We start from the raw sequence: 26,992 nt of genomic DNA, 5'->3' as shown, positions 1-26,992 counted from the left end.
AACCGTCTGGTAATGAACCGGATGGTTTCTGTTATGCAGCTTTATTTTTATTATTTATTTACCATTTCTCCATCTTTACCAATCAGATAACCACCTGTATAAATTACCTTATTGTCCGGTTCATCATATGCCGGTATTTCTTTATTTAACAATTGAAGCGCTGTTTCTAAACCAAGTCTGCCCATTTTTTCTGAATCCTGCAGCATGGTTCCGGACATCTCGCCTTCTACAATGGCATTAACCGCCTGCTGGCTTCCGTCAAAGCCAAAAACAAGTACATCCTCTTTACCGGCTTCCTTTAGAGCGCGGGAAGCACCCAGCGCCATTGGGTCATTTTCGGCAAAAAGAACTGTAATATCCGGATGATATAAAATCATTTTCTTTGTTTTTGTATATGCAATATTTTCATCGGAATTCGCGTACTCTACTGCCGAGATCTCATATCCGGCATCCGTCACCTTTGAAATAAAGGCATCCCCGCGGCGATTGGCATAAACGGCAGAGGATTCACATTTCAGCACAGCCATTTCTTTTTTATCGGATGGGGCATCTTTTAATAAACTTAAGGCATACTCTGCCACGGCTTCCCCTCCGGCAGTACAGTCAGATACAATAAGGGCATCTTTGTCTGAACCGCCATCCCCAATATCTACAATGACAATCGGTATGTCTTTCTCGTGTGCCAGGTCTACAATTTCTTCCATATACCCCGGATAACAGGGAGACACTACCAAAGCATCGATGTCTTGTGCGATCAGACTCTTACAGCCCCGCAGCATTTCGTCCGGATCGTTGTTCTGGTTATGGGTAAGCAGTGTGATGCCGAGATTACCGGCATCTTCTTTTAAACTTTTATCCATACGTTTGAAAAAATCATTTTCCAGTGTATAGACAGACCACCCCACGTTAATACCATTTGGGCTTGCAGGTGTGATTTCCTGTATTACGGATTTGGTGACACCCGCTGTTCCAGGATCGGAACAGCCTGGAACAAGTAGAAATAGGGCGCTTGCGGATAAGAAGGTGAAGAATTTTCTGTGATTTTTTTTATGTCTCATATTTAAACACTCCTTTATAGTGGTTATAATTGCGCACATCAGCTTTTATGATATAATAATAATCAGAATTTGTATAGTATGACAGATAAAAAACTATCTAAATATGTGATTTTTTGAGGTTTACGGCTATGATTGATCGTCCTGTTTTGATATATTTTATATTTTCTTCCTATTATTAAAGAAATAATAATATTACCATTTATTGACTTTGCAATTTCTCCAGAGTATAATTAAGTAAAAGTTTTATTCCGTGTGCGAAAGTGCAGCGGCGCTTGGTACAGGAATGACATATACTATACCAGAGACGATGGATAAAGGGATGGGTAGATGACGAACAACTATACGGGACTGAACGATGATGAGGTACAAAAACGTATTAACCTGGGTGAGGTCAATACGGTAGATACGAATATTTCCAAATCGAAAAAGGAAATTGTGAAAACCCATACGCTGACATATTTTAACTTTTTAAACTTGTTTTTAGGCGTATTGGTACTGATATCGGGGCAATTTAAGAATATTACTTTTATGGGAGTTATTATCATTAACTCGGTTATTGGTATTGCCCAGGAATTTAAAGTAAAGAAATTGATTGATAAACTGTCGGTAATAACGGCATCCAAAGCAAAGGTAATCCGCAGTGGTGCTAAAATTATTATCCCGGTAAATGAGGTTGTTATTGATGATATTCTGGTTGTGGAAAATGGAGACCAGGTATGTTCAGATAGTATTGTACTGGAATCTGACGGTATTGAAGTAAATGAGTCTATGCTTACCGGAGAATCCAAGCCGGTGAAGAAGAAACCCGGAGATGTTCTGATGTCAGGCAGCTATCTGGTTGCAGGCAGCGGGATCGGGCGTGTAGAACACGTTGGGGAAGAAAATTATGCAACAGAACTTGCCAAAAAGGCCAAGAGCAAGAAACGTGCAACGTCGGAAATGCAGCGTACTATCAAACGGATTATTAAAGTTCTGGGTATTTTGATTATTCCGGTTGGAATATTATTATTCTGGTCCCAGAAGAGCATTCATGACATTAGTTTTTCCAACGCACTGGTCAGTACCGTAGCCGGTATTATTGGAATGATTCCGGAAGGTCTGGTATTGCTCACCAGTGTTTCTTTCATCCTGGGGGTAGGGCGTCTGGCGAAGCAGCGTGCGCTGGTACAGGAAATGGAAGCTATTGAAGCACTTGCCAGGGTAAATGTACTCTGTCTGGATAAAACAGGTACCATTACAACCGGTAACCTGGAGGTTGTGGAAGTAGTGCCACTGGGTGATACGCAGGAAATCCGTGTTGAGAATATTATGAATGAGATAGCATTCGCCTTTGACGATGTGAATGCTACCCAGAATGCATTGATGCAGCGATTTAAGAAATCAAATCTCTGGAAAGTGGAAGAGAAGATCCCTTTTTCTTCAGAACGTAAATACAGAGCGATCAGGTTTGAGCAGGAAGGTGTATTTGTACTTGGAGCACCTGAGTTTTTAATCCGGGATGACGTAGAATTAAAAGTCCGGGTGGATGGTTATTCTAATCAGGGATACCGTGTTCTGCTCCTTGCAGGCTGTGAAAAAATATCGTCGGAAGATGGAACGGTGGAAGGAGTAACCCCGGTGGGGCTTGTGGTTATTACTGATCAGATCCGTTCTACGGCAAAGGATACTTTCGCATATTTTAAAGAGCAGCAGGTAGAGATTAAGGTTATCTCAGGCGATAATCCGATAACAGTTTCCAATATTGCCGTGAAAGCCGGACTGGAGGGCGGAGAGCATTATGTGGATGCATCCACGCTTCCGGAGGACTTTGAAGAACTTCGTGAGGAAGTTGCAAAGTTTTCTGTATTTGGCAGGGTTCGCCCGGAACAGAAACAAAGTATTGTAAAAGCCTATCAGGCAAACCAGAAGGTTGTGGGAATGGTAGGAGATGGTGTCAATGATGTTCTGGCTTTGAAAGATGCAGACTGTGGTATTGCCATGGCGGCAGGAAGTGATGCGGCAAAACAGGTTGCCCATATCGTGCTGCTGGATTCGGATTTTGCATCGATGAAGAATATTGTACGGGAAGGCCGTATGATTATTACCAACATTGAAAAGGTAAGTGCGCTGTATCTGACTAAGACTATATATTCTGTCATTTTATGCGTCATATTTATATTTTTACAGCGCTCTTATCCGTTTATTCCGATTCAGCTCTCCTGGATCAGCAGTACGGCAATCGGAATCCCCAGTTTTATCTTAACGCTGGAGCAGACAGAAGGTGTAACTACCACCGGTTTTTTAAAGCATGTACTTCGGGTGTCACTGCCGGCTGCATTGACGATGGTTCTTACTATGAGTACGATTCAGGCATTAAGTCCATTCTGGGGTATGAATGAAACCATGACCTCCACATTTAATCTGCTGGTTGGCGGTATGGTGAGTATGCTTGTGGTATTTAGAGTATGTAAGCCAATGAATATGCTCAGAAGAGTCCTGAGTATTGGAGTAGTTGCTATTTTTTGTGCAGGAATTCTGATTGCACCGGGGCTGTTGGGAATATATGATATCTTCCGCTGGGAAGTGATCTTTGTAATACCGATGATCTGTATGGCGCTGGTACTGGAACGTGGATTTGCAAGATTTGTTAATTTCTGCTATGTACTTAAAGATAGGATAGCTAAAAAAATAGATGATAAGTTAAGAAAGCATTATACAGGTATCAGTTGATTTCCCATATATATAGAATTATAAACAGTGGATACGGCTGCAGAATCAGCCAGATTTGGACTTTGTTTTAAGTCCTGCTGGAAGCGATTTTGCAGCCGTATTTTGGTGTAAAGGTGTAAAGAGTTATGCGCAGCGGTATGCATGATTATTGATGAAGGTCATCGGAAAGCTGATACATTTCTTTATAATCTTTTGGTGAGATCCCGTATTCTTTTTTAAATGCCCGATAAAAACTGGAATAATCTTTGAATCCATACTGCTCAAAAACCCTGCTGATGGGGGTACTGCAAAGGATGGCGTCTTTACAGGCATGCAGCCGTTTTTTTGTAATATACTGATGGATGGATATGCCAATGTTGTCTTTAAACGTATGGGAAATATAAAATTTGCTTACATAAAATTTTTGTGCCAGATGTTCCAGTGACAGGTCTGCCTCCAGGTGATCAGATACATAATTACATATATTCAGATAAAGGGATTTTTCGGCCGGATTGGTTTTCTTGTGGTTCTGTTCATAAACCAGTCTGTTCAGGTAGAGAATCAGGGTATTTATCTGAAGGGAAATTTCAGATTCTTTTCCAAAACGGTCATTTCTCGTTTCTTCTATAAGCCGGAAAATCATGGATTGAATCGCATTAAAGGTGATTACTTCCGTATGGAAGACATAGCGTTTAGCCGTAACGGTATACTGCATCAGATAGATATAATCGGTAGAGGCATTGGTGAGCCGGCTGCAGTAGTCTTTGCTGATCCAGAGCACGAACCGCCTATAGGGCTTATCCTGATCCAGAAAACAGGGATGGTGTTTTGTGCCGGGAGGTATCAATAAAAAGTCACCGGGCTTGACAGGATGAGGTGTTCCGTTTATGGAAATGCTCACATTTCCTTCCAGAAAAAAATAAAATTCATAGTAATCATGGCTGTGTGATTCCACAGGGGATAGTCCCAGATCACTGTAATAATAGATTTCGAAATCCTTGGAACGCATATACTGGCGTGTGCTGAAAGCTGTCTGCAGGTTTTTTTTCATAAGAATCCTTCTTTCTTGGAGTATGTCCGAAAAATCCATACTATATAGTTCGCGTATTGGTGTGAACTTTACTATAATACATTATAGCAAGTTTTGCAATGTATACAACAACTATACCAATTGGAATTTTTAAAAATAAAAGTATAATTAGAATTAACAAAAAGAGAGTAACTTGTTGGGAGAATAAGTTAAATAAGAAAGGTAAATGGTGGATTTTATGGAAATGACATTGAGATGGTATGGGAGTAAGCATGATTCAGTAACTTTGGAGCAGATCAGGCAGATTCCGGGGGTGACAGGAGTTATCACTACCTTGTATGATTCCGTTCCAGGAGAAGCCTGGAGCGTACAGGATATCCAGGCAATGAAGGTCGAAGTAGAGGCAGCAGGGCTTCATGTGTCCGGTATTGAAAGTGTAAATATTCATGATGCAATCAAGATTGGAACTCCTGACAGAGATCAATATATCGATCATTATATTACCACACTTGAACGATTGGGGCAGGCAGATATTCATCTGGTCTGCTATAACTTTATGCCGGTATTTGACTGGACCAGAACAGAGCTTGCAAGAAAGAGACCGGATGGTTCTACTGTTCTGGCTTATAATCAGGAGACAGTGGATAAATTGAATCCCGAAGGTATGTTTGCGTCCATAGATTCTGATTCCAATGGATTCGTCCTTCCAGGCTGGGAGCCGGAGAGAATGTCAAAAATCAAAGAATTATTTGATCTTTATAAAGAAGTAAATGCAGAAAAACTGTTTGAGAATCTGAAATATTTTTTAGAAAGAATTATGCCGGTTTGTGATAAATATGACATTAATATGGCAATTCACCCGGATGATCCGGCATGGAGCGTATTTGGACTTCCAAGAATCATTATCAATAAAGAAAATATTTTAAGAATGATGAAAATGGTGGATAATTCTCATAATGGTGTGACTTTCTGTTCGGGGTCTTATGGTACAAATCTGGAAAATGACTTGCCGGATATGATTCGCTCCCTAAAAGGCCGGATCCATTTTGCACATGTCAGAAATCTGAAATTTAATTCCCCAACGGATTTCGAGGAAGCGGCACATCTTTCCAGTGATGGCACTTTTGATATGTACGAAATTATGAAGGCCTTGTATGAGATCGGATTTGAGGGACCGGTCAGACCGGATCATGGTCGTATGATCTGGGGTGAGGTTGCAATGCCGGGTTACGGATTATATGACAGGGCATTAGGCGCCGCCTATTTAAATGGATTATGGGAAGCAATTGTAAAAAGTCAAAAATGAACAATCAAAAACAAATTATTATATAGAAGAGAGGAATCATGATGCAGTTAAATAAAGATGGTTTACAGGATAGGGCAGCATGGGAAAAAGCGGGATATAAACTGCCGGAATTTGACCGGGAAACGGTGAGAAATAAAACGATGGAAAACCCTTTTTGGATACACTTTGGAGCAGGTAATATCTTTCGGGCATTTCAGGCGAATGTGGTGCAGAATCTTTTGAATGAAGGCGTTTTGGACAGAGGATTGGTTGTTGCGGAAGGTTATGACTATGAAATTGTGGAGAAGATGAATGTACCCCATGAGGACTACAGTATTCTGGTTACCTTAAAGGCAGATGGAACCGTGGAGAAAACAGTCGTTGGAAGCGTAGTGGAATCCCTTACTGCAGACAGTGAAAATGACAGGGATTTCAATAGGTTAAAAGAGATCTTTCAGAAAGATTCTCTGAAAATGGTCAGCTTTACCATTACAGAAAAAGGTTATAGTCTGGTAAATGGAAAAGGCGAGCAGTTACCGTCCGTAAGTGTGGATATGGAGCGTGGTCCAAAGAAACCGGAAAGTTATATTGGAAAAGTTGCTGCACTTTTGTATGAAAGATATTTGTCTAAAGAAAAGCCGGTAGCCATGGTAAGTATGGATAACTGTTCCCACAATGGGAGCAAATTATATGACGCAGTTGCAGCTTTCGCCAGAGCTTGGGAAGAAAACGGCACTGTAAAAAAAGGGTTTCTGGATTATGTAACAAATAAAGAAAAAGTATCTTTTCCATGGACGATGATTGATAAAATTACGCCAAGACCGGATCCCTCTGTGAAGGAAATTCTCAAAAAAGATGTTGTAGAACAGCAAGACCCGATCGTAACGTCTAAAAATACTTATGTGGCTCCATTTGTCAATGCGGAAGAGTGCGAATATCTGGTGATAGAAGATGCGTTTCCAAATGGAAGGCCAGATCTGCAAAAAGGTGGTATTATCTTTACTTCCAGAGAGACGGTTGATAAAGTAGAAAAAATGAAAGTGTGCACCTGTTTAAATCCACTGCATACTTCCCTTGCGGTATTTGGCTGCCTCTTAGGATACGATTTAATTTCCAAAGAAATGAAAGATCCCGCTTTAAAAAAACTGGTGGAAATCATCGGATACCAGGAAGGGCTTCCTGTAGTGGTAAATCCAGGGATTCTGGATCCGAAAAAGTTTATTGATGAAGTCCTGAATGTAAGAATACCAAATCCGTTTATGCCGGATACCCCTCAGAGAATTGCTACGGATACTTCCCAGAAGCTGGCAATCCGCTTTGGAGAAACCGTGAAAGCATATCGGAAGTCCGATCAGTTAAATGTAAAGGATCTGAAGATGATACCATTGGTATTCGCCGGCTGGATACGTTACCTCTGTGGTGTCGATGATAACGGAAATGTATTTACGCTGAGTCCGGATCCTCTGCTTGATACTTTACTTCCTCAGATAAAGAATCTGAAGCTGGGGGAAGAGACAGATATTCATTCGATATTAGAACCGATTCTGTCCAATGAGAAGATCTTTGGCGTAAATATTTATGATGCGGGAATGGGGGAACTTGTAGAAGATTACGTAAAAAAAATGACAGCAGGACCGGGAGCTGTCAGAACCTTATTGAATAAATTAACCAGTGGCTGTTAGAGTATGCCTGTAGAATCATTGCACCTGTCTGGCTGCAACCCACAAGGCGGTAACAACCAGCCAGGTAGAAATATTTTTAAGAACGATCTATGGAATGGCAGGGAGGATAAAATGAAACAATTTTTAGACGAAGATTTTCTATTAAAAAGTGATACGGCAAAAACGCTGTATCATAGTTATGCAAAAGAAATGCCAATTTTTGATTTTCATAATCATCTGAGTGCCCGGGAAATTTATGAAGACCGGTGTTATGAAAACATAGCCCAGGTATGGCTTGGAGGGGATCATTACAAATGGAGAGCTATGCGTGCATTTGGTATTCCGGAAGAGCACATTACCGCAATCAAAGGAAATGACTACGAGAAGTTTAAAGCCTGGGCGGAAACAATTCAGGCGGCTATTGGAAATCCACTTTATCACTGGACGCATCTGGAATTACAGCGGTATTTTGATATTCATGAGCCTTTAATGCCTGAAAATGCAAAAGAGGTCTGGGATAAATGCAATGAGTTGCTGGGAATGAAAGAATACTCGGTTCGAAACCTGCTTCGTATGCAGAATGTAAGAGCATTATGTACGACAAATGACCCATTGGAAGACCTGGAATACCACAAAAAGCTGAGAGACGAGCATTTTCAAATACAGGTTATGCCCACCTTTCGTCCGGACAGAGCGATTGCTTTGGAGAAAGATGATTTCGTACTGTATGTAAAAGAACTTGGGGAAAAAGTTGGATATGAACTGACATCCATAGATCTTTTGCTGGATGCGTTAAGGGAACGATTGGAATTTTTTAGGCAGATGGGGTGTCTGGTAAGTGATCACAGCCTGGAGTGCAATATATACCGGTATTCTGAAGGAGACGAGGCAGATTTTATTTATCAGAAAAAACTGGCTGGTAAAGAAATCAGTGATACGGAATATGCAAAATACCGTGGTTTTCTGCTAAGTGCTCTTGGACGTGAATATCACAGGCGCCAAATGGTTATGCAGCTGCATATCGGTGCTCTCCGCAATAATTCATCCAGAATGTTTGAAATTACAGGTGCAGACAGCGGATTTGACGGAATGAATGATTTTCACTATGCTCCTGATATCAGCGCATTGCTGAATAGTATGGATAAAACAGACGAATTGCCTAAGACTGTGTTGTATTGTCTGAATCCCAACGATATGGAGATGCTGGCTGTTATGGCGGGAAATTTCCAGGGCGGACAGATGAAAGGAAAGGTACAGCTGGGTGCGGCATGGTGGTTTAACGACCATAAAACAGGTATGGAAAAGCATCTGGAGGATCTTGCAAATGTTGGAATTCTGCCCACATTTATCGGAATGCTGACTGATTCCAGAAGCTTCTTATCCTTCCCGCGACACGAATATTTCCGAAGAATTCTATGCGGGAAACTGGGCACCTGGGTGGAAGATGGTGAATACCCATCCGACATGGCGTACCTTGGAAAAGTTGTGCAGGATATCTGTTATGGGAATGCAGCTGCTTATTTTGGAATTTTAGATTAATCCCGATCGCCCTAGAGCGTGTTTTAAAATTGCTTTCTGGCACCTGTGCGTCACAGTTTGTGGGAGATTTGTTCCGGATGAAGGGCGCGTAGCGGGCTACGTAACCTGAATTCGGGGCAAATATGCCGCAAAGTGGGGCGTGCAGATGGCAGGAATGAATTTTCAAACACGCTCTAGTACTACAGCAAACAATTTCTTGAATTTGGGTTTTGCTGAGTAATGACGCTTTGTAGATGTAGGTAGTGTACGGAAAGATGGGTGTGGAAAACTGGCATGGGCTCCGTCAGCTGGCCGCAGAACTGGTATTTTCTAACCTTTCCGAAGCGCTTTTTGGCGGCACGCGGGTATTCACCGAGAAATCCTGATGCATTTCTCGGTTCAGTACCCGCTTAGTATCCGATGGGAGCCAGTCGAATACTATCCGCCAAAAAACACTCCGAAAAGGTAAGTAAATACTCAGCTCTGCTCTACGCTTCCTCCGCCCATACCAGTTTCCCACACCCATCTTTCCGAGATAGCATTCGTTGATACAAAGCTGGTTTTCTCAGCAGGTTGTAACCCCTGGGTTGTGGCAGGCTGTTCTTTATTGGATACTGCGCAGTATGTTTCGGCTGTTTGCGTAAAAGAAGAAGAAAGTTTGCTCCTTTTTCTGGTTACAGAATGAAAAACAAATTCCGTTCTCAAGATCAGTTGCTTTATGCCAATCGCGTCCGGCATGCCACAACCCCGGGGCCCCACCCTGCTGAGAAAACCAGCTTTGTATCAATAAATTGCATCCCGGAAAGAGAAGGGGGCGGACCAGGACATTGGTTTGGGAGGCGTATAGCAGAGCTGAGCATTTACTTACCTTCCCGGAGTGCTTTTTGGCGGATACAATTCGACTGGCTCCCATCGGATTGTAAGCGGGCAGTGAGCTGCGAAATGCATCAGGATTTCGGAGCGAATGCCCGCGTGCCGCCAAAAAGTGCTCTGGGAAGGTTAGAAAATGCCAGTTCTGCGGTAAGCCTTCCAAACCAATGTCCTGGTCCGTCCCCTTCTCTTTCCGTACACTACCTACATCTACAAAGCGTCTTTACTCACCTAAACCCCAATTTAAGCTGAAATTGTTCAATCTAGTACAGCATTACTTCCACTCACGGCGGTATTCCTGAGGTGTAACATTCATATGCTTGTGGAAAATTTTCGTAAAATAATTTCCACAGGAAAATCCACAGGATACGGCGATCTGATGAATCGGAAGCGCGGTTTCAAGAAGAAGGGCTGCAGCCTGCTGTAAACGGATGTTTGTCAGGTATTTTATTGGAGGAACTCCGGTTTCTCTGGTAAATTCCCGAGTCAGATGATTTGGTGAAATATCAAGAAGTCCGGCAATTCTCTCTATGCCCTGAATAGAAGCATATTGTGTTTCCATAATTTTAATAGCTGCCTGGGTTCTGCTGGAGTAATCTGCCTCGTTGTGGATTACACTCTGACAGAGCCTGCACAAAAAGCGGTAGGCGAGTTCACTTGCTAAAAACGGATGAAACATTCTGCCGCTTTGGGTTTGGTTATATAAGTCGAAAAGAGTTTGGACTGCGCTGTTATGCAGCGGCAGTTCCAGAATCTTTCCGGCTTTTTTTGTAATTAGTTCATAGTATTTTGAAACGGCTTCTCCGCTTAGCAGCAGAAAAATAAATTCCCAGGGCTGATCTTCATTGTCATCCGGCATGTAGTATTTTTCATCGTCCGGTATATGTATAAAAAATCCCTGTCCAGGCTTAATGGAGAAACGTTTTCCATGGGACTCATAGACACCTTCTCCTTTTAATGTGTATTGGAAAAGGTAGTTGTCGATATTCCGGTCCCGGTTATCGTAGTAATAGCTGGTATTGGATCTCTGTTCGATCCCCATGCAGTTCAGGGAAATGTAGGGATCCTGGAGTTCATCGGGAAATAAAAAGTTATAAAATCCAAATTGATACGCCATCAAAAAATTACCCCTTTTATCATATTAGTCAGATTGATTGTTTGTTGAAAACCATATATTATAGAATTATGATAACACAGGGTATACGTAAAGTATATAGCAAAAAATTACCATATGGAGGGATATTATGAGCTTTAAAGTAGCATTTATCGGAGCAGGAAGTTTAGGTTTTACAAGAGGACTGTTAAAAGATATTTTATCAGTGAAAGAGTTTTCTAATATTGAAGTAGCATTCACCGATATGAATGAAGAAAATTTAAGAATGGTGACACAGCTCTGTCAGCGGGATATTGATGAAAATGGACTTAACATAAAGATTCATTCCACCCCGGACCGTAGAGAAGCATTTAGAGATGCGAAATATGTGATTAACTGTGTAAGAGTCGGAATGTTAGAAGCATTTGAAACAGATGTGGAAATTCCTTTAAAATACGGTGTGGACCAGTGTGTCGGCGATACGCTGTGCATTGGAGGAATTATGTACGGGCAGAGAGGGATTGCAACTCTTCTGGACTTCTGCAGGGATATCCGCGAGGTGGCAAAACCGGGATGTATCCTGTTAAATTATTCCAATCCAAACGCCATGCTGACCTGGGCATGTAATAAATATGGCAAAGTAAAGACTTATGGATTGTGCCATGGGGTTCAGCATGGACATGCGCAGATTGCGAAGGCATTCGGAGTGGAAGTTAAAGATGTAGATATTATCTGTGCAGGACTAAATCATCAGACCTGGTACATAAGTGCAAAGATAAAGGGTGAAGAAAGAGTACAGGAACTCTATGAATTGATGTTAAATCAGCAGGAAATGCTGGACAATGAAAATATCCGTCTGGATGTGATGAAAAATTTTGGCTATTATTCTACAGAATCCAATGGTCACCTGTCAGAATACCTTTCCTGGTACCGGAAACGGCCGGAAGATATGGAAAAATGGATTAATTACAGCAGTTGGATTCAAGGCGAGACAGCCGGATATCTGAGAGTCTGCAAAGAAGGCAGGAACTGGTTTGAAACGGATTTTCCAAATTGGCTGCAGGAACCGGCAAAGGAGTACAAATATGAAGACAGAAGCGCGGAACACGGAAGCTATATCATAGAAAGTCTGGAAACAGGCCGCCCGTACCGGGGACATTTTAATATTATGAACGAAGGGTGTATCTCCAATCTTCCGGATGAATGTGTGGTGGAAGTTCCGTGTTATGTAGACTTCAATGGAGTTTCGGTACCGAAAGTAGGGGATCTTCCTCTTGGATGTGCAGCGATTTGTTCTCAGAGCGTGTGGGTACAAAAGCTCTCTGTGGAAGCAGCGGTACAAGGGGATATCAGACTTTTGTATCAGGCGGCAATGATGGATCCGCTCACAGGCGCAGTATGTACCCCTGCTGAGATCAGGCAGATGGTGGATGAGATGTTAATCGCCGGGGAACAATGGCTCCCCCAGTATGCAGGTGAGATTGAACAGGCTAAAGAGCGTATGCAGGGTGAACTGCTTCCGTATCGCCCCGCAAAAGGATTCACCATGAAAGAAAAGACAGTGGAAGAAATGTCCAGGGATAAAGAAAAGGCAAGAGCTATGGCTGGAGCTGCAGCTAAAGAAAATGTAAAGTAATTTATAAAAGTGGGGTTTAGGTGAGCAAGGGGACGCTTTGTAGATATAGTAGTGTTCGGAAAGATGAGGGGGCGGACCATGGCAGGCGTTTGGACGGCTTACCGCAGAACTGGCATTTCCTAACCTTCCCAGAGCGCTTTTTGGCGGCACGCGGGCATTCGCTCCGAAATCCTGATGCATTTCGCAGCTCAGTGCCCGCTTAGTATCCGATGGGAGCCAGTCGAATACTATCCGCCAAAAAACACTCCGGCAAGGTAAGTAAATGCTCAGATCTGCTATACGCCTTCCAAACACCTGCCATGGTCCGCCCCCTTCTCTTTCCGGGATGCAGTTTATTGATACAAAGCTGGTTTTCTCAGCATGGTGGAGCCCCGGGGTTGTGGCATGCTGTACGCTATTGGCATAGAACACTTAAAAACCATTAAACCAGCTGGATGTTATCACACTGAACTGCCGTAACACACTCTGCTGCATCCAAAAACGAACAGACCGTCACAACCCAAGGGTCTACACCAGGCTGAGAAAACCAGCTTTGTATCAACAAATGCTATCTCGGAAAGATGGGTGTGGGAAACTGGTATGGACGTAGGAAGCGTAGAGCAGAGCTGAGTATTTACTTACCTTTCCGAAGCGTTTTTTGGCGGATAGTATTCGACTGGCTCCCATCGGATACTAAGCGGGCAGTGAGCTGCGAAATGCATCAGGATTTCGGAGCGAATGCCTGCGTGCCGCCAAAAAGCGCTTCGGAAAGGTTAGAAAATACCAGTTCTGCGGCCAGCTGACGGAGCCCATGCCAGTTTCCCACACCCATCTTTCCGTACACTACCTACATCTACAAAGCGTCCTTCCTCAGCTAAACCCAAATTTAAGCTGAAATTGTACGCTCTGGAATCGGCAAAAGAAAGAATGATGCATTAGTAATGAATTATATAAAGTAGCAAACCGACGCCTACGACATATCTTAATTATAAAGGTATGTCAGAGGAGATTTTTATGGCTAAAATTATTTTAGATGCCGGACATGGTGGTACGGACACCGGTGTGATTTACAATGGCCGTCAGGAAAAAGACGATGCATTAAAGCTTGCAAATGCAGTGGGAGCACTATTGGAAGAAAAGGGAATAGAGGTGGTATATACTCGTTCTGAAGATGTATACAGAACACCGATAGAAAGGGCATCTATTGCAAACGATGAACAGGCGGATTACTATATTTCCCTGCACCGAAACTCCAGTCCGGTGGAAAATCAGTACTCTGGTGTGGAATCCTTAATTTATGATGATTCCGGCACAAAAGCGGATATGGCAGATGATATCAATGGAGAACTGGAAGAGGTCGGATTCAAAAATCAGGGAGTAAAAGTCCGTCCGGGGCTGGTTGTGTTAAAAAGGACAAAGATGCCTGCTGTCTGGGTAGAAGTAGGTTTTATGAATAGTGACGAGGACAATCTGATATTTGACAGCCGGTTTGATGATATCGCTCAGGCGATCGTAAATGGAATTATGGAGTCTCTGGACGAAGCTTCGTCGCAGCCTACTTATTATCGTGTGCAGACCGGAACTTTTAGAAGAAAAGATAATGCGGAAAGACTGTTGGAACAGTTGCAAAGCCAGGGCTTCCCAGCATTTATTATTAATGAAGACGGTTATTATAAAGTTCAGGTTGGTGCATTTGAGTTACTGGATAATGCAATTCGCATGGAGGCTACACTTCGCAGGTATGGTTATCCGACTTTTTTAACCACGTAAGGAAATATGAATGGCAGCCGGGACTGATGAGAGGCATAAAATCATACAAATTAGAATAATTATGTTGAGGGGTATTTTCTCCGCTATGGTATTTACGGAACCATGGCGGAGATTTTTTCTGTAAAAAAAGATCATTTATAGTACATGATTTTCATTAGGAATCATATGTATTAACAATATAAGTTTCGAATTCTGCAAAAATGTATGTCTGATGGTTGTTGACGGCTGCAGAACTTAGAAATATAAGAAGGGGTGTATGCATGTATTTTTCACGGGATGCATTATACCAATTTATAGTTGAAAAGTCGAAAAACAAAGTAATGGCAGCCGGTATTCTGTCTGCCAGCGTCTGTATTGTAACTGGTATTTATCTGGGGATTGGTGCTTACTTTTCTTCTCACTTTATTTTCTGTTCATCGATTAATGGAATTGAATGCGGTAAAATGACGGTTGAAGAAGCAGAAAATGAAATGGCAGAAAATCTGCTGGATTATCGGCTGGAGTTGATTGAGCGGGGTGGAGTTATTGAGGTGATTACAGGAAGACAGCTTGGGCTTACATATATTCAGTCGGGGCAGGTTGGACAGATTTTAGAAAATCAAAATGCATTTTCCTGGGGAATATCTCTGGGGAAAAATAAAAATTACAGCGTTGTTCTTCCGGTTGAATATGAAGAAGGTGTGTTAAATGACCTTATAGATGGACTGGATTGTTTCGCACCGGGCAAAATCATAGAGCCCCGGGATGCAGTCATTGTTGAAAAAGATTACGGATTTGAGATACAGCAGGAAATCCTTGGAACTACTTTAAACCGGGAACGTTTTAGAAAAGCGGTTGAAAATGCAATAGCTACCGGAAAATCATCCATTGATCTGGATAAATCCGGGATATACGAATCACCTTCCGTACTTCACACAGACAGGAGTCTTCAGTCAGAAGTAGCACAGTTGAATGAACTGACCACTGCGGATATAACCTTTGATTTTACTGACCAGAAAAAAGAGGTGAACCGCAGTGTTATCCGTGAAATGCTTACTAAAGATACGGATGGCAACTATTTTCTAGATGAAAATAAGGTGGGGGAATGGGTTTGCCAGTTAGCATATGAAACGGATACCTTCGGGCTTTCCCGTCAGTTTAAAAAACACGATGGAAAAACTATAACACTTCCCAGAGGAGGGGATTATGGCTGGTGTATTGACCGGCCCGCAACAACCAAAAAATTATATGAGGCAGTTAAAAATGGTATTTCGGGAAATATGGAACCTGCCTATTTGTATACCGCAAAAGACAGATCCAAAAATGATATCGGGAATACCTATGTTGAAATCTGTATTTCTCAGCAAAGAATGTGGTTTTATAAGGACGGAAAAGAATTGGTCGATACGCCGGTTGTCACCGGTAACCCGAATAAAGGAAATGCAACCCCTTCGAATCATGTATGGGCAATTGACGGAGTCATTCACGGACAGATATTAAGAGGCGAAGACTATGCCCAACCTGTGACATACTGGATGCCTTTTAATGGAAATGTAGGGATTCATGATGCAGGTTCTTTTCGTTCGGCATTTGGGTATGATATCTATCTATGGAACGGATCTCACGGTTGTATAAATACACCGGATAAAGCGGCGGCTGTTATATTTAATAATGTAGAGCGGGGAACACCGGTAGTTGTGTATGATTAAGGAAATTGGGTATCATATTTCATATGGCACAATTGGAGACTATGCTGTAGTATCAGTCAACCTGGAAACAAAGAATAGTAATATGAATATCGTATATTTCAATCCAGATTGAGAAACCTATAGGAAGCGATAAAATTTAAAATTGTTTCTTAATATTATGCATGGGAATCGTTTTTGCAATAATTCAAAATATACCTAAAATTCTTATATTTCTTAAAATTATCGAAAAGTACTTTCTCTAATATGCATAAAATGATATGATAGTAGAAAGCATACTACTAGAGCGTGTATGAAATTCATTCCAGCCATCTGCACGCCCCGCTTTGCGGTATATTTGCCCCGAATTCAGGTTACGTAGCCCGCTACGCGCCTTTCATTCGGGACAAATCTCCCACAAACTGTGACGCGCAGCTGTCAGAAAGCAATTTTCAGACACGCTCTAGAGTGATTAATGAGGGATGAAAATGAAAGAAGAAAAAAGGGAAGAGCTTGAAAATGAGAAAGTCACTGGGGTTGGGAAAGATGCTGAAAACCATATAAATAAAGAGTCCCAGGATAAAACCCCGGATGTTCAGGAGAATAGTGCTGACATAAGTGACAAAGAAAAGCAAGAAGAGAATGCAGAAGAAAAGGCTAAAGAAAAGCAGGAAGAAAATGTTAATGGGCAGGTTAAAGAAAAGCAGGATATAAATGTTGAAGAAAAGCAAGAAATAAAGCAAGAAATAAAGCAAAATGAAGAGGTAGTACTAGAAGTTAAATATGAAGTTGAACATGAAGAAAAAGGAGATACAGAAAATAAAGCAAAAGATGAGGCAAAAGTTGAAGAAAAAGATGAAGCAAAAGATGAAGCAAAAGATGAAGTAAAAGATGAAGTAAAAGATGATGTAAAAGATGATGAAAAAGATGATGTAAAAGATAAAGCAAAAGATAAGGCAAAAGATGATGTAAAAGATGAAGCAAAAGATGAGGCAAAAGATGAAGTAAATCAAGAAGTAAAACAAGAGCAGAAGGATCAGTTAAATGGAGAACTAAAAGAAGAGCAGAAGGATCAGCCAAATGGAGAATCTTTAGAAAAACTTAAAGAGACACAAGATCCAGAGCGAAATGAAGAGACAGGCAATGCCGAAGCACATAGTACCATTGAAAGTAATGAACATGATCAAACAGAAGAAAGTGAAGATGCATCCCGACAGGGAAAAAAAGGCCGGCTATGGAAAAAATTGCTGATTGGTTTCGGATGTTTTCTGCTATTGTGTGTCTTAGGTGTATATATCGGCGGTGCTGTTTACTTCCAGGATAAATTCTTTTTCAATACCAAAGTAAATGGTATTGATGTATCTAAACAGACTGTTGAAATGGTTGATAATTCTATTGCAAATAAAATCCATAAATATACCATTACACTTTCCGAAAGAGGGAAGGTAAAAGAGAAGATAACTGCAGATCAGATAGGATATCACTATGTGTCTAAAGGAGAAGTACAAGGTTTTAAAGACCAGCAAAACCCGTATACCTGGCCAAGAGCGTTATGGGAGAATTACCGCTATAAATTCGATTCCAGTACCACTTATGATGAGAAAAAACTTGCCAAAACTCTGAAATCACTGGAATGTATGAATGAAAAAAATATAGTGGCACCTAAAGATGCATTTATGAAATTTGGCGAAACCACTTATGAAATTGAACCGGAAGTAGAAGGCAACAAGGTTGATTACGATAAAATGGTTTCACTGGTGAAAAATTTGATTGAGCATGGAGAAAAGAAGGCGTCACTGGAAAAGAATGACTGTTATGTGCAGCCGGCAGTCCGATCTGATAATGAGCATTTGAATATGCTGATGAATAATCTTAATCAATACTGCAGAACAAGTATTACGTTTGCATTTGGTGAGAAGAGAGAAGTTCTGGATGGCAAAACCATCAAAGACTGGGTATCACATGATGAGGCGGGTACGGTCACCTTTGATGAAGAACAGGTACGTAATTATGTTGCTATGCTGGCTGATAAATACGACACTTATGACAGACCAAGGGAATTTAAAACCAATGACGGCTCAATGGTTACGGTTAAAGGCGGAAGCTATGGGTGGATGATTGATCAGGAGCAGGAGATCGTAGACTTAACCAAGTTAATCCAGCTTGGAGCCGTTCAGGAAAGAACACCTGCTTTTGCACGGACAGCGGTCAGTTTTGATAACAGTGATCTGGGGCAGGACTATGTGGAAATTGATTTGACAAGGCAGCATCTGTGGATGTATATTGGTGGTCAGGTGGCAGTTTCCAGTGACTTTGTATCAGGAAGCATGGTAAAGGCAGGATGTGCCACGCCTGGCGGTACCTATACGCTGTATTATAAGAAATCCCCGGATGTATTAAGAAGCGATAAACCCGGAGACAGCTATGCTACACCGGTGACTTATTGGATGCCATTTAACGGCGGTATCGGGCTTCATGATGCCAACTGGCGTGGAAGCTTCGGGGGAAATATCTATCAATACAATGGATCCCACGGCTGTATTAATCTGCCAACCGATGCTGCAAGACAGATTTATGAACAGATTTATAAGGGTTTTCCAATTATCTGTTACTATCGATAAAGAATAGGATGTAAAGAATATGCAATATGAAAATATGGAAAAGGGAATCTTTTTAGACAGACCGAACCGTTTTATTGCGAATGTAGAAATCAGGGGCGTTAAAGAAGTCTGCCATGTGAAGAACACAGGTCGGTGCAGGGAGCTTTTAACGCCCCATGCCAGTGTGTACGTTCAAAAAAGCAATAATCCGAACCGAAAAACGAAATATGATTTGATTGGAGTAATAAAAGGCGATATAATGATCAATATGGATTCTCAGGCGCCGAATAAAGTAGTTCAGGAATGGATACAGGAAAGTAATTATTTCAAGAATGTTACTTATATCAAACCGGAAATGAAATATGGTAAATCTAGATTTGACTTTTATGTGGAGGCAGATGGAAAGAAGATTTATATGGAAGTAAAAGGTGTCACGTTAGAAGAAAATGGCACAGCGAGATTTCCGGATGCACCTACTCAGCGTGGAGTGAAGCACATCATGGAGCTGATAGGCTGTTTAGAAGAAGGTTATGAGGCATATATCTTTTTTGTTATTCAGATGAAACAGATAAATGAATTCCGTCCTAACGATCTTACTCACCCGGAATTTGGTGATGCACTTCGGCTGGCGAAAAAAGCAGGTGTACATATACTGGCATTCGACAGTATTGTAACAGAGGACAGCATAAAAATTGATAAAGAGATTACCGTTATTTTATAATAAATATTAGGAGAATATATGTTAAATGAAATCGTGGAGCCGCTGCTTATGTGGTTCCGGGCAAATGCCAGGGTACTTCCCTGGCGGGAAGATAAGGCAGCATATCGGATCTGGGTTTCAGAGATTATGCTGCAGCAAACCAGAGTTGAGGCAGTGAAGCCGTTTTTTGAACGATTTACAAAGGCATTGCCGGATGTACATGCATTAGCGGTATGTGAGGAAGATAAACTGCTAAAATTCTGGGAAGGCCTGGGGTATTATAACCGGGTAAGGAATATGCAGATTGCTGCAAAAACCATAGTAGAAGAGTTTGACGGACAGCTTCCGGCGGATTATGAAGCATTACTGTCCTTAAAAGGAATTGGAAACTATACAGCTGGTGCAGTTGCGTCCATTGCTTATAATATTCCGGTTCCGGCAGTAGACGGGAATGTATTGCGGGTGATCTCCCGGGTGTTGGCAAGTGAAGAAGATATTATGAAACAATCTGTGCGTAAGAAGATGGAAGAGGATATAAAAGCCATCATGCCAAAAGACTGCCCCGGTGATTTTAACCAGGCATTAATGGAACTTGGGGCCACTGTCTGTGTACCGAACGGTATGGCAAAATGCGATATCTGCCCCCTGGCATCAATTTGCAAAGCAAAAGCATTGGATATCGTCATGGAATTGCCGAAGAAAACAAAACAAAAGCCAAGGCGTATCGAAGAAAAAACGGTGCTGGTAATAAAAGACGGGGATAAAGCAGCGATTAGAAAAAGGCCTAAAAAGGGACTTTTGGCAGGCCTGTATGAATTGCCTAACCTGGAAGGGCATTTGACAGCAGATGAAGTGCTGGAGTATATAAAAGAGCGTCAGCTTGCACCTATACGGATCAGGCAGCTCAGAGAGTCTAAGCATATATTCAGTCATGTGGAATGGAGAATGACAGGATATGTAATTCAGGTTGAAGAACTGGAAAATGCTAAAGATACGGGAATGCTGTTTGTAGAGCCCTGGAAAACCCAGGAAGAATATCCAATACCGGCAGCTTTTGGCGCATATGCGGATTATCTGCAAATTAAACTAGGACAGGAAAAATACGAAGTATAGGGGAAAATAACATGAAATTATTATCAATTGCAATTCCATGCTACAATGCGCAGGAGTATATGAGAAAATGTATCGAATCTCTGCTGGTGGGTGGAGAAGATGTGGAAATTCTGGTAGTGGATGATGGTTCCAAAGATAATACTGCAGAGATTGCAGATGAATACGAAAGAGAATACCCTACCATAGTGAAAGCAATCCATCAGGAAAACGGCGGTCATGGAGAAGCTGTAAATGCCGGACTTAGAAATGCCACCGGTATCTATTTTAAAGTAGTAGACAGCGATGACTGGGTAGATCCCGATGCATATCTGACCATTCTTGGTAAAATAGCAGATATGATAGGTGGTCCCAATACCGTGGATATGTTTATCAGTAACTTTATTTACGATAAAGTCGGGGTACGCAGAAAAAAAGTAATGCAGTATCGTTCTGCATTTCCGCAAAATGAAATTTTTACCTGGGATGAAGTACACAAGCTCCGAAAGGGCCATTATATCCTGATGCATTCTGTAATCTACAGAACCCAGCTTCTGAAAGCCTGTGGACTGGAATTGCCGAAGCATACTTTTTACGTAGACAACCTGTTTGTATTTCAGCCTCTGCCTTATGTAAAAAATATGTATTATCTGGATGTAAATTTCTACCATTATTTTATTGGAAGAGATGATCAGTCTGTAAATGAAGAAGTTATGATCCGCAGGATTGACCAGCAGATCCGGGTAAATAAAATTATGATTGATACAATGGCTTCGGCTAAAGTTTCAAATAAGAAGCTTCGTAAATATATGCTGAATTATCTTGATATTATTATGACAGTGTCTTCGATTATGCTGATACGTTCAGAAACAGATGAAAACTTTGAAAAGAAGAAAGAACTTTGGTCATATTTAAAGAAAGTAGACCGGGGACTTTATATAAAGATACGTACAGGTCTGCTTGGACGTACGGTTAATCTACCGGGCAAAAGCGGAAGGAATGTATCTGTAGCCGCATATAAATTAACCAGAAAGTTTTTTGGATTTAATTAAAGAGAAAGCTCTCCCTTATCCAAAAATAGAGAAAGCTCCCCCTTATCCTCGGATAAAGGAGAGCTTTTTTGATTCAAAAGAGATTTCAAGATCAGATCGGAAATCAAAAGATTCTCCGTCAGCATGGACGGCGAGAGGTACTTCCGTCTGTATACGCGCCTGGTGGCAGTGGAAAATATGTACACCTTTTGCTCCGGTATGTTTTCCCAAAAACGCTGTAGGGAGCAGTAATAATACCTTTAGCTTGGACATTTTTTCTATAACGCAGATATCCAGGATATCATCCGATGCATCCGCTTTTGGACAGAACTTAAATCCGCCCCCTTCATACGGAGTGTTCATAGCTGTAATAAAATATGCATTTTTATAGAAATGTTTCCTTTTATCATCCATTGTCAGTGTCATGGAAGCCGGTTTTAAGAGGAACAGCTGCTTTAATGCAATCCCAACATAGGTCAGTTTACCAAGTTTAACTTTGTTCAAAGCTTTTTTTAAGGTGGAGTGCAGGGCTTCGTGGCAGACTGCTGCATCGAAACCAATACCGGTACTGACGATAAAGTTCCTGCATTCCTGTTTGCTTTGATTGACACCAATGCTGACCTTTTGAATTCTGGTTGGATGCAGAACTGCATTCAAGGCATCCAGGGGATTCGAAGGAAGACGCAGGCCTCTTGCAAGGTCGTTACTGGAACCGGTTGGAATATAACCAAACACGATGGAGTCCAGATTTTTAAGCCCGTTGATTACTTCATTTGCGGTTCCGTCTCCGCCCACAGCAGTAATCGTACAAGGATTTTTCGTAGTAGATATTAGTTCAGCCAGACGAAGGGCATGGTTTTTCTTTTTGGTAAAATAGACGGTGTATTTAATTTTACGCTCTCTCAATTCCTTCTCCAGCATATTCCAGATCTTTCGGCCTTTACCGGAACTGGATTTTGGATTTACAATAAAATAATACATAATAGTTCCCCCAAAGTTGATATGATAACATCATAATATAAGAGAAGGGAAAAGTAAATATTTTTATTCAGGAGGGCCTTACTCAGCGAACCCCCAATTTAATAATTTCCAACTTCAAAGTCTACCCTGTTCAGAAGATACCAGATGCATAATTAGTACTTTTCTAACGTTTACAGCGTTGTAATTTTGAGAAAATTATGGTATTATGAAAAACAGACTATATCCTAGGAGGAAAGACATGGAAAAAGAGACAGTTTCCAAAAATTTTATTGAGCAGATTATTGAAAAAGATTTAGCAGAAGGACATTGCGAGACAGTATGTACCAGATTCCCGCCAGAGCCAAACGGCTATCTTCATATAGGACATGCAAAGTCAATCTTGTTGAATTACGGATTGGCACAGGAGTATCATGGCAAGTTTAATATGCGATTTGATGATACCAATCCTACAAAAGAGAAAGTGGAATTTGTTGAGTCTATCAAAGAAGACATTAAATGGCTTGGTGCTGACTGGGAAGACCGCCTGTTTTTTGCATCCAATTATTTCGAGCAGATGTATGAGTGTGCAGTGAAGCTGATAAAAAAAGGAAAAGCCTATGTCTGTGATTTGAATGCGGAACAGATCAGAGAATATCGCGGAACCCTCAAGGAGCCGGGAAAGAACAGCCCATTCCGGGACAGAAGCGTTGAAGAAAACCTGGAATTATTTGAAAACATGAAAAATGGCAAATATGAAGACGGTGAACGGGTGTTAAGAGCAAAAATTGATATGGCATCTCCGAATATCAACATGCGTGATCCGATTATTTACCGTGTTGCACGTATGACACATCATAATACCGGTGACCAGTGGTGCATTTACCCGATGTATGATTTTGCCCATCCGATTGAGGATGCAATTGAAGGTATTACACATTCCATCTGTACTTTGGAATTTGAAGATCACAGACCTCTTTACGACTGGGTGGTTCGTGAACTGGAATATCCCCATCCGCCAAAACAGATTGAATTTGCAAAGTTATATCTGACCAATGTGGTTACCGGAAAGCGCTACATCCGTAAGCTGGTGGAAGATGGCATTGTGGATGGCTGGGATGATCCGAGACTGGTTTCCATTGCTGCCTTAAAACGCCGCGGATTTACACCAGAGTCTATTAAAATGTTTATGGATCTTTGCGGAGTGAGCAAAAGCCAGAGCTCTGTAGATTATGCCATGCTGGAATACTGTATCCGCGAGGACTTAAAACTGAAGAAACCACGTATGATGGCCGTTTTAGATCCGATTAAATTAGTGATAGACAATTATCCGGAAGGACAGATTGAGTATCTGGATGTTGATAATAATCTGGAAAATGAAAGCCTTGGCAAACGTAAAGTTCCATTCTGCAGGGAATTATATATTGACAGGGAAGATTTTATGGAAGAGCCTCCAAGGAAATATTTCCGCTTGTTCCCGGGTAATGAAGTACGTTTAATGAATGCGTATTTTGTGAAATGTGAAAGCTTCATAAAGGATGAAGATGGTAACGTAACAGAAATTCACTGTACCTATGATCCCGAGACAAAGTGCGGCACGGGCTTTACAGGACGTAAGGTAAAAGGTACCATTCACTGGGTAGCGGCACCGACAGCGTTAAAAGCAGAAGTACGTCTCTATGAAAATATTATCGATGAAGAAAAAGGTGTCTACAACGAAGACGGAAGCTTAAACCTGAACCCTAATTCGCTGGTTATTTTAAAAGAATGTTTTGTGGAGCCAAACCTTGCAGATGCGAAAGCATATGACAGCTTCCAGTTTGTGCGCCAGGGCTTTTTCTGTGTGGATGCAAAAGATTCCAAACCGGATGCACTGGTGTTTAACCGAATTGTATCTCTGAAGAGTTCTTTTAAACTGCCAAAATAGATTATGGCAGCGGGGGGAATATATGAACGAATTAACAATCAGCCTGGATGTTCAATCTTCCAGGCCCCTGTATGAGCAAATATATGAGTATATCAAAAATGATATCCAAAATGGAGGGCTGCCTTGTAAAAAGAGGCTGCCCTCCACCCGCAATCTGGCAAAACATCTCCAGGTAAGCAGAAGTACGGTTGAATTGGCTTACGAACAGCTATTGTCAGAGGGATATATAGAGGCTGTTCCCTGTAAAGGCTATTTTGTAAGTGATCTGGATGGCTTGTACCATCTTTCTACCGCAGCTCAGGCGCCGAAAAGGGCAGTACAGGAAATAAAAGAGTATTTTGCTTATGACTTTTCACCCAGTGGTGTAGATTTAAACAGTTTTCCCCATAATGCCTGGAGAAAAATTTCAAAAAATATTCTGCTTGAAGATAATAAAGATTTTTTTCAGCTTGGTGAACCCAAAGGAGAGAGGGAACTTCGTGAGACGATTGCAGCATATCTGCACCAGGCACGAGGTGTAAACTGCAGTATGGAGCAGATTATTATTGGGGCAGGTAATGATTATCTGCTTATGCTTTTATGTAATCTTCTTGGAAGAGGCCATATCATAGCAATGGAAAATCCAACTTATAAAAAGGCTTATGATATTCTGAACGTACTTTCTAATGAGATGCTGGTAATTAATATGGATAAGAACGGAATGGATGTGGCAGAGCTTGAGAATTCCAGGGCGGATATTGCCTATGTTATGCCGTCCCATCAATTTCCTCTGGGGACCATTATGCCAATCAAACGGAGAATGCAGCTTTTAAAGTGGGCGTCAGAAGACGAGAAGCGCTATATTATCGAAGATGACTATGATAGTGAATTTAGGTACAAAGGGAAACCAATACCGGCGTTACAGGGCTATGACAGCCATGACAAGGTGATTTATATCGGAACGTTTTCCAAGTCAATTGCACCTGCGATCCGTGTGAGTTATCTGGTTCTGCCAAAAAGGCTGTTGGCGGTATATGATGAAATCGGTAAAATATTTTCTTCTACGGTGTCCAGAGTAGATCAGATGATTATTTCCAGATTTCTGAATGAGGGTTACTATGAGAGACATTTAAATAAAATGCGTGCAGTTTACAAAAGCAGGCATGATGTATTGCTGGAAAAGCTCAAAGGACTGGAAAGTATCTGTACCATATCGGGAGAAAATGCAGGTGTTCATATATTATTGAGCTTTGTAAATGGAATGTCGGAAGATGATGCCATAGAGAAGGCGCGCCTGAAAGGCGTTAAAGTCTATGGGCTGTCTGCTTACTATGTGGCAGCGCCCAGGAAGACTACGATGCCTACAGTAATTCTGGGATATGCAAATCTTTGTGAAGCAGATATCGCCGAGGCGGTGCACCGTCTGATTCATGCGTGGATAGTATAGAAATCTTGTATATGTTATAAAAACACCAACGAATTCCGCTGGTGTTTTTTGAATGTTATTTTAACACAATTATTTATTCCGCTGTTTTGCTTACTTCGCCTTCATCATCAGTCTGTCCATCTGTTTCATCAGCAGAAGCGTCTTCCGGAGTTTTTTCAGGCGTATGAGATTCTTTTGGAATTGTGACGTATTCTCTTGCTACCGGAGTAACATCATCTTCTTCATCCAGATCATCCTCAAAGTCGTCTTCGAAGTCTTCGAAATCATCCTCCCATGTATCATCTTGTTGTTTGCATTTATTTAAGTAATAGATACCTCCTGCGATAGCAACACCTATTACAGCAGCACCAAGTAAGAATTTTCTATTTTTTTTAGCCATAATCCTGACTCCTTTCATAATTTATGACAACATAATTACGTTTATTGTAATACTTTTTTCTGAAAAAGGAAAGGGGTAATTACAAATTTATTCTTCCACATGTTCCAGCCCCTGATTCAGAATCGTAGATACATGGGTATCTGCCAGAGAATAATAGATCGTTTTTCCATCTCTGCGGAATTTTACCAGATGGCTTTGCTTTAGAACCCGCAATTGATGGGAGATGGCACTCTGGCTCATTCCAAGCAGGTCTGCAATGTCACAAACGCACAGTTCAGAAGCAGACAGTGCATAGAGAATCCGGATTCTGGTAGGATCCCCAAAGATTTTAAACAGGTCAGCAAGCCGGTAAAGATCTTCTTCTCCCGGAATAACCGTATTTTGAATTTCATGATGGATGTGGTTGCCATCACAACAGTTTTCTATCATATCCTCGTTGTTCATAATTTCCTCCATTCGTACGTCTGGATACGCACACACAGACAGATAGAAAAGATATTCTCTTCTTAATATGCCCGTATTACTTATTTTATTTCATGCAATTAAAGATTACATGACGTTATCTGAATTCTGAAAATATAAAAACAGAATTTCCTCTAATACATAGTTTAAAGAAAATCCTGTTTTTTGT

General features: G+C 41.3%; 26 protein-coding genes and 1 pseudogene. 17 read left to right on the top strand and 10 right to left on the bottom strand.

The window, feature by feature from the left end:
- Window positions 1-50: 50 nt before the first annotated feature.
- Window positions 51-1,058 carry a substrate-binding domain-containing protein gene (locus tag CD03_RS0118115; RefSeq protein WP_027294849.1) on the bottom strand — a complete coding sequence of 336 codons (1,008 nt, stop codon included), beginning with the start codon at window positions 1,056-1,058 and terminating at the stop codon, window positions 51-53.
- A 327-nt stretch (window positions 1,059-1,385) separates the two neighbouring features.
- On the opposite strand from CD03_RS0118115, the gene CD03_RS0118110 reads away from it, so the two are divergent.
- Window positions 1,386-3,767 carry an HAD-IC family P-type ATPase gene (locus CD03_RS0118110; protein ID WP_027294848.1) on the top strand — a complete coding sequence of 794 codons (2,382 nt, stop codon included), beginning with the start codon at window positions 1,386-1,388 and terminating at the stop codon, window positions 3,765-3,767.
- A gap of 145 nt (window positions 3,768-3,912) precedes the next feature.
- Here CD03_RS0118110 and CD03_RS0118105 read toward each other — a convergent pair whose 3' ends face one another.
- Window positions 3,913-4,797 carry a helix-turn-helix domain-containing protein gene (locus tag CD03_RS0118105; protein WP_027294847.1) on the bottom strand — a complete coding sequence of 295 codons (885 nt, stop codon included), beginning with the start codon at window positions 4,795-4,797 and terminating at the stop codon, window positions 3,913-3,915.
- A gap of 217 nt (window positions 4,798-5,014) precedes the next feature.
- Between CD03_RS0118105 and uxuA the strand changes: the two genes are divergently transcribed.
- The 4 genes from uxuA (at window position 5,015) to CD03_RS40020 (ending at window position 9,370) form a co-directional block, all read left to right on the top strand.
- Window positions 5,015-6,082, top strand: coding sequence for a mannonate dehydratase (uxuA, locus tag CD03_RS0118095; RefSeq protein ID WP_027294846.1), 1,068 nt, complete (start codon window positions 5,015-5,017; stop codon window positions 6,080-6,082).
- 41 nt (window positions 6,083-6,123) lie between these two features.
- Window positions 6,124-7,743: a mannitol dehydrogenase family protein gene (locus tag CD03_RS0118090; RefSeq protein ID WP_027294845.1), complete on the top strand. Its 1,620-nt coding sequence runs from the start codon at window positions 6,124-6,126 to the stop codon at window positions 7,741-7,743.
- Window positions 7,744-7,854: 111 nt separating this feature from the next.
- Window positions 7,855-9,261 (top strand): glucuronate isomerase, encoded by a 1,407-nt coding sequence (uxaC, locus tag CD03_RS0118085; protein ID WP_027294844.1) that lies wholly within the window; start codon window positions 7,855-7,857, stop codon window positions 9,259-9,261.
- A complete protein-coding gene (locus CD03_RS40020; protein ID WP_442969742.1) occupies window positions 9,257-9,370 on the top strand; it encodes a DUF6783 domain-containing protein in 114 nt (37 codons plus the stop codon). The genes uxaC and CD03_RS40020 overlap by 5 nt, the downstream gene beginning before the upstream one ends.
- On the opposite strand, the pseudogene CD03_RS40015 reads toward CD03_RS40020, so the two are convergent.
- Window positions 9,326-9,427 (bottom strand): annotated as a pseudogene (locus CD03_RS40015) (DUF6783 domain-containing protein); the annotation flags it as partial. The gene CD03_RS40020 and the pseudogene CD03_RS40015 overlap by 45 nt on opposite strands.
- On the opposite strand from CD03_RS40015, the gene CD03_RS40010 reads away from it, so the two are divergent.
- Together CD03_RS40010 and CD03_RS38940 are read left to right on the top strand one after the other, a co-directional pair.
- On the top strand, window positions 9,407-9,481 hold the full coding sequence (locus CD03_RS40010; RefSeq protein ID WP_442969741.1) for a hypothetical protein: 75 nt from the start codon (window positions 9,407-9,409) through the stop codon (window positions 9,479-9,481). The pseudogene CD03_RS40015 and the gene CD03_RS40010 sit on opposite strands and share 21 nt — an antisense overlap.
- Window positions 9,482-9,503: 22 nt before the next feature.
- A complete protein-coding gene (locus CD03_RS38940) occupies window positions 9,504-9,626 on the top strand; it encodes a hypothetical protein (RefSeq protein ID WP_255348098.1) in 123 nt (40 codons plus the stop codon).
- A gap of 91 nt (window positions 9,627-9,717) precedes the next feature.
- Here the strand turns inward: CD03_RS38940 and CD03_RS0118075 are convergent, their stop codons facing one another.
- Complete coding sequence (locus CD03_RS0118075) at window positions 9,718-9,945, bottom strand: hypothetical protein (RefSeq protein WP_156042942.1); 228 nt, start codon at window positions 9,943-9,945, stop codon at window positions 9,718-9,720.
- 439 nt (window positions 9,946-10,384) lie between these two features.
- A complete protein-coding gene (locus CD03_RS0118070; protein ID WP_027294842.1) occupies window positions 10,385-11,227 on the bottom strand; it encodes an AraC family transcriptional regulator in 843 nt (280 codons plus the stop codon).
- 127 nt (window positions 11,228-11,354) lie between these two features.
- On the opposite strand from CD03_RS0118070, the gene CD03_RS0118065 reads away from it, so the two are divergent.
- Window positions 11,355-12,839, top strand: a complete 1,485-nt coding sequence (locus CD03_RS0118065) for an alpha-glucosidase/alpha-galactosidase (RefSeq protein ID WP_027294841.1) — start codon at window positions 11,355-11,357, stop codon at window positions 12,837-12,839.
- A 700-nt stretch (window positions 12,840-13,539) separates the two neighbouring features.
- Here the strand turns inward: CD03_RS0118065 and CD03_RS38935 are convergent.
- Entirely contained in the window at window positions 13,540-13,662 is a 123-nt protein-coding gene (locus tag CD03_RS38935; protein ID WP_255348097.1) for a hypothetical protein, read from the bottom strand.
- A 170-nt stretch (window positions 13,663-13,832) separates the two neighbouring features.
- Between CD03_RS38935 and CD03_RS0118055 the strand changes: the two genes are divergently transcribed.
- Together CD03_RS0118055 and CD03_RS0118050 are read left to right on the top strand one after the other, a co-directional pair.
- Window positions 13,833-14,588 carry an N-acetylmuramoyl-L-alanine amidase gene (locus tag CD03_RS0118055; protein WP_027294840.1) on the top strand — a complete coding sequence of 252 codons (756 nt, stop codon included), beginning with the start codon at window positions 13,833-13,835 and terminating at the stop codon, window positions 14,586-14,588.
- A 260-nt stretch (window positions 14,589-14,848) separates the two neighbouring features.
- Complete coding sequence (locus CD03_RS0118050; protein ID WP_044289479.1) at window positions 14,849-16,276, top strand: L,D-transpeptidase family protein; 1,428 nt, start codon at window positions 14,849-14,851, stop codon at window positions 16,274-16,276.
- 219 nt (window positions 16,277-16,495) lie between these two features.
- Here CD03_RS0118050 and CD03_RS40005 read toward each other — a convergent pair whose 3' ends face one another.
- Window positions 16,496-16,621 (bottom strand): DUF6783 domain-containing protein, encoded by a 126-nt coding sequence (locus tag CD03_RS40005; RefSeq protein ID WP_442969740.1) that lies wholly within the window; start codon window positions 16,619-16,621, stop codon window positions 16,496-16,498.
- Between CD03_RS40005 and CD03_RS39560 the strand changes: the two genes are divergently transcribed.
- Genes CD03_RS39560 through CD03_RS0118025 form a run of 5 tightly spaced genes read left to right on the top strand, consistent with a single transcriptional unit; the run spans window position 16,562 to window position 21,693 of the window.
- Entirely contained in the window at window positions 16,562-16,738 is a 177-nt protein-coding gene (locus tag CD03_RS39560; protein ID WP_334291673.1) for a DUF6783 domain-containing protein, read from the top strand. The genes CD03_RS40005 and CD03_RS39560 overlap by 60 nt on opposite strands.
- A gap of 2 nt (window positions 16,739-16,740) precedes the next feature.
- On the top strand, window positions 16,741-18,873 hold the full coding sequence (locus tag CD03_RS0118040; RefSeq protein WP_052377860.1) for a L,D-transpeptidase family protein: 2,133 nt from the start codon (window positions 16,741-16,743) through the stop codon (window positions 18,871-18,873).
- 19 nt (window positions 18,874-18,892) lie between these two features.
- Window positions 18,893-19,573 (top strand): DNA/RNA nuclease SfsA, encoded by a 681-nt coding sequence (gene sfsA, locus CD03_RS0118035; RefSeq protein WP_027294837.1) that lies wholly within the window; start codon window positions 18,893-18,895, stop codon window positions 19,571-19,573.
- Window positions 19,574-19,591: 18 nt separating this feature from the next.
- Entirely contained in the window at window positions 19,592-20,665 is a 1,074-nt protein-coding gene (gene mutY / locus CD03_RS0118030) for an A/G-specific adenine glycosylase (protein WP_081820282.1), read from the top strand.
- 11 nt (window positions 20,666-20,676) lie between these two features.
- Window positions 20,677-21,693 (top strand): glycosyltransferase family 2 protein, encoded by a 1,017-nt coding sequence (locus tag CD03_RS0118025; protein WP_027294835.1) that lies wholly within the window; start codon window positions 20,677-20,679, stop codon window positions 21,691-21,693.
- 42 nt (window positions 21,694-21,735) lie between these two features.
- Here the strand turns inward: CD03_RS0118025 and CD03_RS0118020 are convergent, their stop codons facing one another.
- Window positions 21,736-22,653, bottom strand: coding sequence for a diacylglycerol/lipid kinase family protein (locus tag CD03_RS0118020; RefSeq protein ID WP_044289476.1), 918 nt, complete (start codon window positions 22,651-22,653; stop codon window positions 21,736-21,738).
- 238 nt (window positions 22,654-22,891) lie between these two features.
- On the opposite strand from CD03_RS0118020, the gene CD03_RS0118015 reads away from it, so the two are divergent.
- Window positions 22,892-24,556 (top strand): glutamine--tRNA ligase/YqeY domain fusion protein, encoded by a 1,665-nt coding sequence (locus tag CD03_RS0118015; protein ID WP_027294833.1) that lies wholly within the window; start codon window positions 22,892-22,894, stop codon window positions 24,554-24,556.
- 22 nt (window positions 24,557-24,578) lie between these two features.
- Entirely contained in the window at window positions 24,579-25,982 is a 1,404-nt protein-coding gene (gene pdxR / locus CD03_RS0118010; RefSeq protein WP_027294832.1) for a MocR-like pyridoxine biosynthesis transcription factor PdxR, read from the top strand.
- A 73-nt stretch (window positions 25,983-26,055) separates the two neighbouring features.
- On the opposite strand, the gene CD03_RS36220 is transcribed toward pdxR, so the two are convergent.
- Window positions 26,056-26,361 carry a hypothetical protein gene (locus CD03_RS36220; RefSeq protein ID WP_052377859.1) on the bottom strand — a complete coding sequence of 102 codons (306 nt, stop codon included), beginning with the start codon at window positions 26,359-26,361 and terminating at the stop codon, window positions 26,056-26,058.
- 87 nt (window positions 26,362-26,448) lie between these two features.
- On the bottom strand, window positions 26,449-26,805 hold the full coding sequence (locus CD03_RS0118000; RefSeq protein ID WP_027294831.1) for an ArsR/SmtB family transcription factor: 357 nt from the start codon (window positions 26,803-26,805) through the stop codon (window positions 26,449-26,451).
- Between the last annotated feature and the right edge of the window lie 187 nt (window positions 26,806-26,992).

The organism is Robinsoniella sp. KNHs210 (genome assembly GCF_000686105.1).
GTDB lineage: Bacteria > Bacillota > Clostridia > Lachnospirales > Lachnospiraceae > Robinsoniella > Robinsoniella peoriensis.
This window is presented reverse-complemented; position numbering and strand designations above follow the sequence as displayed.

What these genes read in the sequence shown, in the direction of transcription:
- CD03_RS0118115 (WP_027294849.1), bottom strand. Translation starts at nt 1,058, where the DNA reads ATGAGACATAAAAAAAATCACAGAAAATTCTTCACCTTCTTATCCGCA.
- CD03_RS0118110 (WP_027294848.1), top strand. Translation starts at nt 1,386, where the DNA reads ATGACGAACAACTATACGGGACTGAACGATGATGAGGTACAAAAACGT.
- CD03_RS0118105 (WP_027294847.1), bottom strand. Translation starts at nt 4,797, where the DNA reads ATGAAAAAAAACCTGCAGACAGCTTTCAGCACACGCCAGTATATGCGT.
- uxuA (WP_027294846.1), top strand. Translation starts at nt 5,015, where the DNA reads ATGGAAATGACATTGAGATGGTATGGGAGTAAGCATGATTCAGTAACT.
- CD03_RS0118090 (WP_027294845.1), top strand. Translation starts at nt 6,124, where the DNA reads ATGCAGTTAAATAAAGATGGTTTACAGGATAGGGCAGCATGGGAAAAA.
- uxaC (WP_027294844.1), top strand. Translation starts at nt 7,855, where the DNA reads ATGAAACAATTTTTAGACGAAGATTTTCTATTAAAAAGTGATACGGCA.
- CD03_RS0118070 (WP_027294842.1), bottom strand. Translation starts at nt 11,227, where the DNA reads ATGGCGTATCAATTTGGATTTTATAACTTTTTATTTCCCGATGAACTC.
- CD03_RS0118065 (WP_027294841.1), top strand. Translation starts at nt 11,355, where the DNA reads ATGAGCTTTAAAGTAGCATTTATCGGAGCAGGAAGTTTAGGTTTTACA.
- CD03_RS0118055 (WP_027294840.1), top strand. Translation starts at nt 13,833, where the DNA reads ATGGCTAAAATTATTTTAGATGCCGGACATGGTGGTACGGACACCGGT.
- CD03_RS0118050 (WP_044289479.1), top strand. Translation starts at nt 14,849, where the DNA reads ATGTATTTTTCACGGGATGCATTATACCAATTTATAGTTGAAAAGTCG.
- CD03_RS0118040 (WP_052377860.1), top strand. Translation starts at nt 16,741, where the DNA reads ATGAAAGAAGAAAAAAGGGAAGAGCTTGAAAATGAGAAAGTCACTGGG.
- sfsA (WP_027294837.1), top strand. Translation starts at nt 18,893, where the DNA reads ATGCAATATGAAAATATGGAAAAGGGAATCTTTTTAGACAGACCGAAC.
- mutY (WP_081820282.1), top strand. Translation starts at nt 19,592, where the DNA reads ATGTTAAATGAAATCGTGGAGCCGCTGCTTATGTGGTTCCGGGCAAAT.
- CD03_RS0118025 (WP_027294835.1), top strand. Translation starts at nt 20,677, where the DNA reads ATGAAATTATTATCAATTGCAATTCCATGCTACAATGCGCAGGAGTAT.
- CD03_RS0118020 (WP_044289476.1), bottom strand. Translation starts at nt 22,653, where the DNA reads ATGTATTATTTTATTGTAAATCCAAAATCCAGTTCCGGTAAAGGCCGA.
- CD03_RS0118015 (WP_027294833.1), top strand. Translation starts at nt 22,892, where the DNA reads ATGGAAAAAGAGACAGTTTCCAAAAATTTTATTGAGCAGATTATTGAA.
- pdxR (WP_027294832.1), top strand. Translation starts at nt 24,579, where the DNA reads ATGAACGAATTAACAATCAGCCTGGATGTTCAATCTTCCAGGCCCCTG.
- CD03_RS36220 (WP_052377859.1), bottom strand. Translation starts at nt 26,361, where the DNA reads ATGGCTAAAAAAAATAGAAAATTCTTACTTGGTGCTGCTGTAATAGGT.
- CD03_RS0118000 (WP_027294831.1), bottom strand. Translation starts at nt 26,805, where the DNA reads ATGAACAACGAGGATATGATAGAAAACTGTTGTGATGGCAACCACATC.